This window comes from Actinomadura sp. HBU206391, assembly GCF_014323665.1.
Lineage (GTDB): Bacteria > Actinomycetota > Actinomycetes > Streptosporangiales > Streptosporangiaceae > Actinomadura_C.
The window spans coordinates 1-11,459 of record NZ_JABVEB010000181.1; the positions used below are offsets into that span (position 1 = coordinate 1).

9 protein-coding genes and 1 pseudogene are annotated in these 11,459 nt (G+C 71.5%); 6 read left to right on the forward strand and 4 right to left on the reverse strand.

What is annotated here, in order from left to right; translation table 11 throughout:
• The coding region (locus HKK72_RS29820) for a TetR family transcriptional regulator (RefSeq protein ID WP_187237774.1) at window positions 1–588 on the reverse strand (588 nt) is incomplete at its 3' end.
• Between the two features lie 310 nt (window positions 589–898).
• Between HKK72_RS29820 and HKK72_RS29825 the strand changes: the two genes are divergently transcribed.
• The 5 genes from HKK72_RS29825 to HKK72_RS29845 are packed head-to-tail and all read left to right on the forward strand — an operon-like array spanning window position 899 to window position 7,672.
• The gene (locus HKK72_RS29825; RefSeq protein ID WP_187237775.1) at window positions 899–2,692 is read left to right on the forward strand and encodes an AMP-binding protein; all 1,794 of its coding nucleotides are present in this window, start codon (window positions 899–901) and stop codon (window positions 2,690–2,692) included.
• Complete coding sequence (locus HKK72_RS29830) at window positions 2,689–3,864, forward strand: acyl-CoA dehydrogenase family protein (RefSeq protein WP_315987510.1); 1,176 nt, start codon at window positions 2,689–2,691, stop codon at window positions 3,862–3,864. Before HKK72_RS29825 ends, HKK72_RS29830 begins: the two co-directional genes overlap by 4 nt.
• A 46-nt stretch (window positions 3,865–3,910) precedes the next feature.
• Window positions 3,911–5,083 carry an acyl-CoA dehydrogenase family protein gene (locus tag HKK72_RS29835; protein WP_187237776.1) on the forward strand — a complete coding sequence of 391 codons (1,173 nt, stop codon included), beginning with the start codon at window positions 3,911–3,913 and terminating at the stop codon, window positions 5,081–5,083.
• 28 nt (window positions 5,084–5,111) lie between these two features.
• Window positions 5,112–6,500: an OB-fold domain-containing protein gene (locus HKK72_RS29840; RefSeq protein ID WP_315987511.1), complete on the forward strand. Its 1,389-nt coding sequence runs from the start codon at window positions 5,112–5,114 to the stop codon at window positions 6,498–6,500.
• The gene (locus HKK72_RS29845; protein ID WP_187237777.1) at window positions 6,497–7,672 is read left to right on the forward strand and encodes a lipid-transfer protein; all 1,176 of its coding nucleotides are present in this window, start codon (window positions 6,497–6,499) and stop codon (window positions 7,670–7,672) included. The genes HKK72_RS29840 and HKK72_RS29845 overlap by 4 nt, the downstream gene beginning before the upstream one ends.
• Window positions 7,673–7,732: 60 nt before the next feature.
• Here the strand turns inward: HKK72_RS29845 and HKK72_RS29850 are convergent, their stop codons facing one another.
• Both HKK72_RS29850 and HKK72_RS29855 read right to left on the reverse strand, forming a co-directional pair.
• Entirely contained in the window at window positions 7,733–8,158 is a 426-nt protein-coding gene (locus tag HKK72_RS29850; RefSeq protein ID WP_187237778.1) for a hypothetical protein, read from the reverse strand.
• Between the two features lie 96 nt (window positions 8,159–8,254).
• The gene (locus HKK72_RS29855) at window positions 8,255–9,850 is read right to left on the reverse strand and encodes an MFS transporter (protein ID WP_187237779.1); all 1,596 of its coding nucleotides are present in this window, start codon (window positions 9,848–9,850) and stop codon (window positions 8,255–8,257) included.
• Window positions 9,851–10,013: 163 nt separating this feature from the next.
• Between HKK72_RS29855 and HKK72_RS29860 the strand changes: the two genes are divergently transcribed.
• On the forward strand, window positions 10,014–10,673 hold the full coding sequence (locus HKK72_RS29860; RefSeq protein WP_187237780.1) for a TetR family transcriptional regulator: 660 nt from the start codon (window positions 10,014–10,016) through the stop codon (window positions 10,671–10,673).
• Window positions 10,674–10,747: 74 nt separating this feature from the next.
• On the opposite strand, the pseudogene HKK72_RS29865 reads toward HKK72_RS29860, so the two are convergent.
• A pseudogene (locus HKK72_RS29865) lies at window positions 10,748–11,459 on the reverse strand (hypothetical protein); the annotation flags it as partial.

Sequence of the window (11,459 nt, forward strand, 5' to 3'; positions counted from 1 at the left end):
GAGGAGGCGGTCGGCGGCGACCTCGAGGCGGGCCTGGACCTCGTCGCCGGTGGCGTGGCCCCGCAGCATCTCGATCATCTCCATGATCCAGACGCTCGACAGCGCGCCGACGAGACTGCGGCGCCGGTCGTCCTCGGGCACCTCGACGTCCCCGCCCACCGAGGCGCGCAACAGCAGCCCGCTCATCCGGTCGCCGAAGTCGGTCTTCACGTTGGACAGCAGCAGGGAGCGGATGAGCGCGTCGGCCAGTTCGGGTTCGCGCATGAGACCGCGGGTGGCCCGCATGAGCACGTCGATGGCGCGACTCGGCGGTGTGCTCGATGCGGGCGGGCGCCGGTTGAGACTGCCCTCGAGAGAGTCGAGTTCCTCGCTGACCACCGCGACGACGAGGTCCATTTTCGAGGGGAAGTAGCGGTAGAGCGTGCCGAGCGCCACCCCGGCACGGTCGGCCACGGTGCGCATCTGCATCTTCTCCACCCCGCCACGCGAGGCCAGCGCGGCGGCCGCCTGCACAATACGCTTGCGTCGTTCGTGCTGGCCGCGGGAGCGCACACCCTGCCGCCCGGTCACTGTCGGCTCTACGGTCATGTCTCGATCCCTCGTGGGGGCGCGGCGTCCCCCTGCCGCGCCACGTCGTGGTTGGGGGCGAGCCCTCCGGGGCCGGGGGCCGGACACAACGCTGTGGTCACCCGGCCCAAGGATACCGCCCCGCTTACGAGAACGCGTTATCCCACAGGTTCGGTGCGCCTGCGCCTGCCGATCATCGTGGAGATGAGCAAAGCCTTTCTTGCTGGGCCGCGCATGATCCTCTGGCCACGACCCGGCCTCTGGACACATACTAGAATGTGTTCTAGTTTTCGCCATGGGCCGGTGCTGACGCTCGGAGGGTGGGGACGCGATGACCGTGGCGGCACAGTTGCGGGCGCGCGCCACCGACGATCGGCCCGGGCTCTGGCGCGTCGAGGACGACGGAACCGCGGCCCCCGGCCACCCGCCCGCGCCGACCACGGCCTGGACATGGCGTGAGGTGGTGCAGGAATGCGCCGTCCGGGCCGCATGGATGACCAGTGTGGCGGCGACCGGCCGTACGGCGTCCGAGTCGTGTGAGCGAGTCCGGCCGCCGCAGCCGTCCGAGCCGTCGGACACCCGGCCGTTGCACGTGGGAGTGCTCCTCGACAACGTGCCGGAGCTGGTGTTCCTGCTCGGGGGGGCCGCGCTGTCGGGTTCGGTGATCGTCGCGCTCAACACCACGCGCAGCGCCGCCGAACTCGCCGGAGACGCCGCCCGCGCCGACTGCGACCTCCTCGTCACCGAGCCCGGTCACCTCGACCTCGCCGAAGGGCTGCGCGAGCACGCGGCCGACGCGGCCGCGGAGGGTGGCACCGCCGCGGGGATCACCGTCCTCGACGCCGAGAGCACCGATTACCGAGAACGCCTCGCCCCGTACACGGGCGCGCCGCTGCCGGACACCGATGCGATCGCCGACGAGACGCTGCTCATGCTGATCTTCACGTCGGGCACCTCGGGGCGGCCCCGAGCCGTCCGCGTCACCCACCGCAAGGTGACCGTCCCGGGCGAGCACCTGGCCGGACGCCTGCTGACCGGCGACGACGCCGTCTACTGCCCGATGCCGCTCTTCCACTCCGGCGCGGTCATGGCCGCGTACGCCCCCGCGCTGGCCGCCGGGGCCCGCCTCGTGGTCCGCCGCCGTTTCTCGGCCTCGGGCCTGCTGCCCGACGTCCGCCGGCACGGCTGCACGTACCTGCACTACGTCGGCAAGGCGCTCTCGTACGTCCTCGGCACTCCCGAACGCGCCGACGACCGCGACAACCCGCTGCGGGTGGCCTTCGGCAACGAGGCCGCGCCACTCGAGCAGGAGGCGTTCGCCGAGCGGTTCGGCTGCGTCGTCGTCGACGCCTACGGGTCCACCGAGACGGCCATCTCGCTGTCGCCGGACCCGTTCGGCCCGCCCGGCGCCCTCGGCACGCTGCCCGACGGCGTCAAGGTGCTCGATCCGCGGACCGGGGAGGAGTGCCCGCCCGCGCGCCTCGACGACGCGGGCCGCGTCCTCAACGCCGACGAGGCCGTCGGCGAGCTCGTCAACACCGGTGATCTGGGGTTGTTCGACGGTTACTACAACGAGGACGCCGCCGACCGGCTGCGCGACGGGATGTTCTGGAGCGGCGACCACGTCTACGCCGACGAGAACGGCCATGTGTTCTTCGTCGGCCGTTCCCTCGACCGGCTCCGCGTCGACGGGGAGAACTTCGGCAGCGTCCAGGTCGAGCGCGCGCTGGCCACGGCACCCGGCGTACAACGGATCGCGGTGTACGGCGTCCCCGACGCGGCCTCGGGCGACCAGGTGATGGCGGCGGTGGTCGGGGACTTCGACCCCGAGGCGTTCGGGGCGTACCTGCGGAGCCGTGCCGACCTGAGCTCGAAATGGATGCCCCGCTACGTGCGGGTGACCACCGAGCTGCCGGCCACGGCCTCCAACAAGATCCTCAAGCGGCGGCTCGCCGAGACCGGCTGGCGTACGCGCGACCCGGTCTGGTGGCGGCCGGGCCGGGAGCCGGCCTATCGCCGGCTGACGCCCGAGGACGCGACCCGGCTGCGCGAGGAGTTCGAGCGCCGTGGTCGCCTGCACCTGCTCGCCGACCGGAGCGAAGCCCACGAAGGGACGGATAGGTGAACTCTGCGGTGTCTGACGCGGCCTCCGGCGAGGCCGCCGGGTCGAGCCTCCGGATGAGCTTCGACCTCGACGAGGACCAACGGGAACTCCAGGGGCTCGCCGCCGGGCTGCTCGACCGGGAGACCACCGGCGACCGTCTGGAGGCGCTCGAGAAGAACGGCGCGGCCTTCGACCGGGAGCTCTGGACGTCGCTCGCCCGATCCGGGCTGCTCGGCGTGTGCCTGCCCGAGTCGGTGGGCGGGGCCGGGCTCGGCGCGGTCGAGCTGGCCGTCGTGCTCCGTGAGATCGGCTCGCACGTCGCGCCCGTACCGGCGTTCGCCGCGCTGGCGCTCGCCGCCGTGCCGATCGCGCGTCACGGCACCGCCGGGCAGCGGGAGCTGCTCGCACCCCTGGTGGCGGGCGAGACGGTGCTCACCGGCGCCGTCCGCGAGCCCGGCGCCGGTGAACCCGCGACGACCGCCCGGCGGGACGGCGGCTCCTACGTCCTCGACGGCGTGAAGACCTTCGTCCCGTACGCGGACGTCGCGTCGCACATCCTCGTGCCGGCCAGGACCGAGTCGGGCGTCGGCGTGTTCCTGGTGGAACCGGGTGCCGCCGCGCTGACCCCGCATCCCTCCGCCACGGGCGAGCCGATGTCGCGGGTGCGCCTCGACGGCGTACGGGTCGGGGCGGACGCGCTGCTCGGCGACCCGGACGCGCAGCCGGGCTCGGCATACCGCACGCTGATCCGGTTCGCCCGCGCCGGAGCCACGGCCACCGTGTCCGGTGTGATCGCGGCGGCGCTCGAGCTGACCACGGAGTACGTCAAGACCAGAGAACAGTTCGGTCGGAAACTGGCGCAGTTCCAGGCCGTGACCATGCAGATCGGCGACGCCTACATCGCCAAGCGCTCCCTCGACGTCGCGATGTGGGCCGGGGCGTGGCGGCTCGACGCGTCCGCGGAAGAGGCCGACGAGGTGCTGACGGTCGCGTCGTACAACGCCTGCGACCCGGTGCTGAAGGCGCTCTACACCTGCCAGCACCTGCACGGCGGGATCGGCCTGGACGTCACCTACCCGCTGCACCGGTTCTTCGCCTGGGGCAAGCACTACGCGCATCTGCTCGGCGGCGCCGAGGCCCAGCTCGACACCCTGGGCACCCTCATCGCCGCCCGAGAGGGACACGCCCCATGAGCCCCGCCAGTGGAGCGCGCGCCGTCGAACACACCCGGGAGACACCTTGTTCATCGATCTGACCGACGAGCAGAAGAAGCTCCGCGCCGAGCTGCGGGAGTACTTCAGGGGCTGCCTGTCCGAAGAGCAGCGTGAGGAGATCGCTCGCGACCCCTTCGGGGCCCCGTACATGGACCACTGCAAGCGCCTCGGCCGGGACGGGATGCTCGGCGTCGCGCTGCCCGAGGAGTACGGCGGGCGCGGGTTCGGCCCGATGGAGCAGCAGATCTTCGCCAACGAGATCGCGCGCGCCGAGGTGCCGTACCCCATCATCACGCTCAACTCGGTGGCGCCGACGATCCTGCAGTACGGCACGGACGAGCAGAAGGCGTTCTTCCTGCCGCGGATCCTCAGCGGCGAATGCCACTTCGCGATCGGGTACAGCGAGCCGGGCGCCGGCACCGACCTCGCGTCGCTGCGGACGACCGCCGTACGCGACGGCGACCACTATGTCGTCAACGGTCAGAAGATCTTCACGTCGGGTGCGCACTACGCCGACTACGTGTGGCTGGCCGCCCGTACGGACCCGGCCGCCAAGAAGCACAAGGGCATCTCGATGCTGGTCGTCGACTGCCGCGACCCCGGCTTCTCGTGGACGCCGATCGTCACGATGGACGGCCGGCACCACACGAACTCGACGTACTATCAGGACGTCCGGGTGCCCGCCGACCTGCTCATCGGCGAGGAGAACAAGGGCTGGGACCTCATCGTCAACCAGCTGAACTACGAGCGGGTGACGCTCGGCCCGGCGGGCAACATCGGGCACACCTACGACCGGTTCGAACGCTGGGCCCGCACCGCTCGCGGCGGTGACGGCCGGCCGCTGATCGAAGAGCCCGCCGTACGCCGGGCGGTCGCACAGGTGGGTGCGTACCTGCGCGTCAACGAGCTCCTCAACTGGCAGGTCGCGGCGAACATGGACCTCGGCTGGCTGGGCGCCGCCGACGCGTCCGCCACCAAGATCTACGGTTCGGAGCGGATGCAGGACGTCGGCCGGATCGTCGGCGACACGCTCGCGCGGTTCGGTGACCCCGGCGACCCCGAGACGGCCGCCTTCGTCGAACGGCTCGACCACGGGGTCAAGGGCGCGATCGTGCTGACGTTCGGCGGCGGGGTCAACGAGGTGCAGCGCGAGCTGGTGGCGATGATCGGCCTCGGCCTTCCCCGGGCCCCGCGTTGAGGCCGCCAGCCACGAACGGAGGGGCCCTGTGACGGCCTTGGTCGGGAAGGAGGCCGAGCCGGTGCATGACCGGTTGATGGCGCTCGCCGACGCGCTCGGCGCCGAGGGTGAGCTGGCGGCGCCGCCCTGCCCCGACCCGGTCAACCCGGCGATGATCCGTAACTGGACACAGGCGATGGGCGACGACAACCCCCTGTACGCGAGGTTCGCGCCGCCGGCGATGATCCAGGTCTGGTCGATGCAGGGACTCGGCGCGCGGAGGGCCGGGTCGGTCGTCGACGAGCTCCTCGGCCTGCTCGACGGTGCCGGCTTCACCGGCGTGGTCGCGACCAACTGCGAGCAGAACTACGACCGTTATCTGCGCCATGGCGAGCAGCTGCGCTCGACCATGCGTTTCGGTTCGATCGCCGGCCCGAAGCGCACCGCGCTGGGTGAGGGCTACTTCGTGACGTGGCACCAGACCTGGTACGACGAGCGGGACGAGCTCGTCGCCGACATGCTCTTCCGGGTACTCAAGTTCCGGCCGCCGGAGCGCGCCGTCAGGCCCGGCGCCGCGAAGGGCGGGTCGCCGCCGGCGCCGGCGATCGGCCCGGACACCCGGTTCTTCTGGGACGGGGTGGCCGAGGGTGAGCTGCGGGTCCAGAAATGCGAGGAGTGCGGCCGGCTGCGGCATCCGCCTGGGCCGATGTGCCCGCACTGCCACGCCCTGGAGCGGGGCCACGTGGTCGCGAGCGGGCGCGGTGAGCTGCACAGCTATGTGGTGCACCATCATCCGCCGGTGCCGGGCCGCGCCACGCCGTACGTCGTCGGACTCGTCGAGCTGGAAGAGGGCGTACGGATGGTCGGCAACGTGATCGGCTGTTCGCCCGGAGACGTGCGGATCGGCATGCCGGTCCGGCTCGCCTTCGAGCGGGTGGGCGATGACCTCACCCTTCCGCAGTGGACCCCCGCCGACCGCGGACTGCCGCCTGACCACGGCGGGGAGGGGGCGGACAGCGACGCGGAGCCGGTTCCCGAGGGGAGGGAGGCGGACGGCGGAGCGGATCTGCTCGCGGGCGCGGTCAGCACGGCGCGGATCGAGATTCCGCTGACGCCGACGTTCGTGATCGCGACGGCCCTCGCCACCCGCGACTTCACCCCCGTGCACCACGACGTCGGGCTGGCCAGAGCCCAGGGCGCCAAGGACATCTTCCTCAACATCCTCACGACGATGGGCCTGGTGCAGCGCTTCGTCACCGAGGCGCTGCCCGGCGTCACGGTGGAGAGCAGCGCGGTGCGGCTCGGCGTGCCCGCCTACGCGGGCGACACCCTGACGCTCACCGGGCGGCTCGTCGACGACCGCACGGTCGAGGTTCGCGGTGCCGTGGCCCTCGGTGATCACGTCACCGCCACCGTACGGCTGGGGAGCCGGTCATGACCGGGGGGACGCTCAGCGGCGAGGCCGCGATCGCCGGCATCGGGGCGACCGAGTTCTCCAAGGAATCGGGCCGGTCGGAGCTGCGGCTCGCCGTCGAGGCGTGTCACGGGGCGATACGCGACGCGGGCCTGCGACCGTCGGACGTGGACGGCCTGGTCACCTTCACCCAGGACGCCAGCTCCGAGATCGCCATCGCGCGTGAGCTCGGCATCGAAGGCCTGAGCTTCTTCTCCCGCGTCGACTACGGGGGCGGAGCCGCCTGTGGAACGGTGGCGCACGCCGCGATGGCCGTCGCCACCGGCCAGGCCCGGGCGGTCGTGTGCTACCGCGCGTTCAACGAGCGCTCCGGTCACCGGTTCGGCCAGGCCACCGGCGGCCAGCGCGGCGCGACCTCGACCGGCCTCGAGTTCTCCTGGCACCTGCCGTTCGGCTTCGCCACCCCGGCCGCGTGGGTCGCGATGCACGCGCAGCGCTACCTGCACACTTACGGGGCGACGAGCGAGGACCTGGGCCGGGTGGCGGTGGCGATGCGGCGGCACGCGGCGACCAATCCCCGGGCTTGGTTCTACGAGCGGCCCATCACGCTGCGAGATCATCAGGCGTCACGCCGGATCGTCGATCCGCTGCGCCTGCTGGACTGCTGCCAGGAGTCCGACGGCGGCGTGGCCGTGCTCGTCACGAGCGCCGAACGCGCCCGTGACCTGGCCAATCCGCCCGCCGTGATCCGGGCGGCCGCACAGGGCACGGGTCCCGACCAGATGATGATGTTCGGTTACTACAGCGGCGACCTCACGACCCTGCCCGCAATGGGTCTGGTCGGGCACCGGCTGTGGCAGCAGTCGGGGCTGGGGCCGGAAGACGTCCAGACGGCGATCCTGTACGACCACTTCACCCCGTTCGTGCTCATCCAGCTCGAAGAGCTCGGCTTCTGCGGCCGGGGTGAGGCGAAGGAGTTCATCAAGGATGGCGGTATCGAGATCGACGGGCTGCTCCCGGTCAACCCGCACGGGGGTCAGCTGGGTGAGGCGTACATCCACGGGATGAACGGCATCGCCGAAGGCGTGCGGCAGATCCGCGGAACCGCCGTCAACCAGGTCGCCGATGTCGAGAACGTGCTCGTGACCGCCGGAACCGGAGTGCCCACCAGCGGTCTCGTCCTCACCCGCGGTTGAGCCGCCAGGGCCGGGCCGGCTTCGCCTCGACGTCGCGGGTCTCCGGGCCGGCGCCGTCGATCATGACCGGTGCCGGCGGAGACGGACCCGCTCGGCCGACAGCGCGGGCATCGCGGCGACGGTGATCGCGCGGAAGCTCCCGGGCGCCTCGGCCACCCAGAAGGCTCCGGCGACCAGGGTGGCCGTCACGTGTTCGGAGCCGCGCCGGGCGTGGAACTCCACGACCACCTCTTCGGTACCCGACGGCAGGTGGCCCCAGGCCAGCGCCCACCGGTGCGTCATGCGGCGGCCGCGCAGGGCACCGCGCACCAGTGGTGTCTCGAAGCCTCCGGCCACGGCGATGTCGACGAGGCCGTGGGAGGTGTGGACCTCAAGGGCGGGTCGCAGATGAGGGCCCCGCCCGACGTGCAGGTCCCAGCCGCTCGCGGGTAGCGAGAGGTCCTGATGGGAGTCATCGGGATGGGGAGTGGCGAAAGCGGGGGTCATGATGGCATCCCGATCGAGCATAGGCGGTAGGGGCGGATGCCCTGGCCGAGGGGCAGGCCCCGCCCCTACCGCGGTGATCTTGTAGGTGTCCGCAGGTCACACGGCGACGCCACCGCCCACGGGGGACTGGCCCCGGCGGACGAGCAGCGCGGCGAGAGCGGCGGCGAGCGCCACGGCCGCGGCGACCGCCAGCGAGGTCTGGAAACCGTCCATGAAGGCCAGGTGGCTTCCGGTCGTGATGGCCTGGGCGGTCTGCTCGGGAGCGCCCGGCGGTACGGGCGCCACGCCCTGCGACACGTACTCGGTCGTGCCGCTCAGCTGCTGTGCGGTGGCGGGCGCGACACCGGCGTCGGTCAGCCGGCCGACGAGCACGTCACTGACCCGTGTGGACAGGATCGTGCCGAGGACGGCCGTGCCGAGCACGCCGCCGATCTGCGAGGCGGTCTGCTGCAGGCCGCCCGCGACCCCGGCGAGGTGTTCCGGCGCGTTCCCGACGATGGCCTCCGTGCCGGCCACGAGCACGAAGCCGAACGCCAGCCCGATGAGCAGGAACCATGGCCACAGGTTCGAGAACGGGGCGTCGACGCCGATCCTGGACAGGCCGAACAGCGCCACCGAGGTCAGCACCATCCCGAGGACGAGCGGTGGCCGCGGGCCGAACCGTGCGGTGAGCGCGCCGGCGATGGGTGAGGCCACGATGAACACGCCCGTCATCGGCAGCATGCGGACGCCCGCGTCGACCGGGCTCATCCCGTGCACCTGCTGCAGGTAGAGCGTGATGAAGAAGATCGTGCCGAACATCGCGAAGAACCCGAGCACGATCAGCCCGGTCGCCGCGGACAGTGACACGGACTTGAACAGGCCGAGGGGCAGCAGCGGCTTCTCGGCCCGCAGTTCATTGATGACGAACGCGACGCCCAGCACCACGGCGGCCGCGAAGGACCACAGGGGCAGCACGTCGTCGAAGCCGTACGAGCCCGCCTTGATCAGGCCCCACACCAGCGCGAACAGCGAGGTCGACAGCAGGATGACGCCGGGGATGTCGAACGAGCCGGTCGCCTCCTCGTCGCGCGACTCCCGGATGACCCACAGGCCGACGGCGAGGGCGATCAGGCCGAGGGGCGCGTTGAGGAAGAACACCGATTCCCAGTTGACGTGCTGCACCAGGACGCCGCCGACGATCGGGCCGCCCGCGATGGAGATGCCGACCGTCGCGCCCCAGATGCCGATGGCCGCGTTGAGCCGCTCGGCGGGGAAGGTGTTGCGCAGGATCGCCAGGCTCGCCGGCTGCAGGAGTGCCCCCGCGAATCCCTGCACCACCCGCCAGAAGATCACCATGCCGAGCCCGCCGGACATGCCGATGAACAGTGAGGCGATGGCGAAACCGACCACGCCGACGAGGAAGGTCTTCTTCCGTCCGAACCGGTCGGCGATCTTGCCGGCCGGAATCAGGGTCACGGCCAGGGCCAGCAGATAGGCGTTGGTGACCCACTGCAGACCTGCCAGGTCGGCGTTCAGGTCACGGGCGATGGCCGGGTTGGCGATGGACACGACGGTCGCGTCGAGGCCGACCATCATCACGCCCAGAGCCACCGCTATCAGGGTCAGCCAGGGATGACCATGCCCGCTTCGTTGGGTCGTGCGGGCCGGTGGTGGTTTCTCCAAGACCGCGACGGTCGAGGGCTCGGACATGTGGGCCTCCATGCGATGACTGACTGAGATGCTGGAGCCAAAACTGTCATGACGTGACAGTTGTCGTCAAACGACTTCCGCCGGAATGAGACATGATGCACATCACGACAAAAGTCATCACGCGACCGTTGTCAGCTGGTGACTTCGCGGCTACACTGCGGCCATGAATGCGACGGCGCCTGTTCACGAGACGCTCCGGGCCGACCAGCAAGGTCGTCGGGAGCGCAAGAAGCAGCGCACCCGCGAGGCTCTCATCGAGGCTGCGTTCGTCCTCTTCCAGGGGAAGGGCTTCGACGCGACCACGGTCGAAGAGATCGCCGACGCCGTCGACGTCTCGTCCCGGACGTTCTTCCGCTACTTCGCCTCGAAAGAGGACGTCGTCCTGACATTCCAGGAGGAGCAGTTCGCGGCGGTGGTCGAGGCGCTCGGGGCTCAGCCGACCGATGATCCGGTCATGACGGCATTGCGCAAGGCCTGCGTCGGCGTCCTGCGGGCCTGCGAGGACGGGGCCTTCGGGTTCGACCCCGAGCGCTTCGTGTGCATCCAGGAGCTGATGGAGAGCAGCCCGGCCGTACTCGGACGCAGCCTCGAACACGGGCAGAAGAAGCAGGCCGAACTGACCCGCGTCATCGCCGAACGCATGGGCGTCGACCCGAGCGACGATCTTCGCCCGCACGTGGCGGCCGGTGCCGCGACCTGCGCCTTCCGGAGCGCCTTCGACGCGTGGGCGTTCGGCGTGCAGAAGCACGCGCGCTTCTCAGACGTGCTCGCTGAGATCTTCCTCCTCCTGGAGGAGGGCATCAACTACCCGGCCAAGTCCTGACCGGCCTCCCCGCCCGGATGGGATCGCCCGGCCTTGGTCCGCTCGATGCGGGTCAGGGCCGGCCCGATGCCGGGTCAGGGACCGCTCGACGGGGCGGCCTCTTCCGACACCGGCGTCGAGGGGTCTGAAGAGGGGGTCGGCGTCGGCTGCGGTGTCTCGGACGGCGTCTCGGTCGGGGGATCCGCCGGAGGGTCGGTCGGCGGCTGCGTCGGGGGCGTCGTCGGAGTCGTCGGCGGCTGCGACGTCGACGGGGGCGGCATGTCCGGTGGGTGCGTGATGTTCGGCCGATCCGGCCGTACCTCGCGAGCGGCCGGAGTCGTCCGCGCCTGGTCGCCCGCGCCGTCGGGCCAGGACGGCTGCGGCGCCGGCGAGATGCCGGGGACGTGCGCGAACGGCGCCGCGACCGTGTTCGCCGGGGAGGCTCCGGGATAGTCCGGCGTCGCGGCCAGCGAGGCAGAGTAGCCGGTGTCGTGGGCGTTCGGGGCCACCGCCGTAAGCCCGCTCGGGGAACCGTCGCCGGGCGAGGGCCAGGCGATGAACAGACCCGCCGCCACAGCCGCGGCGGCCGCGAGTCCGGCGGTCTGGGCGACCCGCTTGGTCCGACGGCCGGTCGAGGGACCCGTCCCCCCGGCCGTGCGCGGACCGATCACGATCAATGGCCCGTGCGGCGTGGTCGCGGGCACCGGGCCGAGCGGAGTCGTGGTCGGCGAGATGTCGGGCGTGCGCTCGGGCGACCCGATCGGCGGGCCGGCGAAGGGCAGGATCTCGGTGCGCAGCAGGGAGGGC

What these genes read in the sequence shown, in the direction of transcription:
- HKK72_RS29825 (WP_187237775.1), top strand. Translation starts at nt 899, where the DNA reads ATGACCGTGGCGGCACAGTTGCGGGCGCGCGCCACCGACGATCGGCCC.
- HKK72_RS29845 (WP_187237777.1), top strand. Translation starts at nt 6,497, where the DNA reads ATGACCGGGGGGACGCTCAGCGGCGAGGCCGCGATCGCCGGCATCGGG.
- HKK72_RS29850 (WP_187237778.1), bottom strand. Translation starts at nt 8,158, where the DNA reads ATGACCCCCGCTTTCGCCACTCCCCATCCCGATGACTCCCATCAGGAC.
- HKK72_RS29855 (WP_187237779.1), bottom strand. Translation starts at nt 9,850, where the DNA reads ATGTCCGAGCCCTCGACCGTCGCGGTCTTGGAGAAACCACCACCGGCC.
- HKK72_RS29860 (WP_187237780.1), top strand. Translation starts at nt 10,014, where the DNA reads ATGAATGCGACGGCGCCTGTTCACGAGACGCTCCGGGCCGACCAGCAA.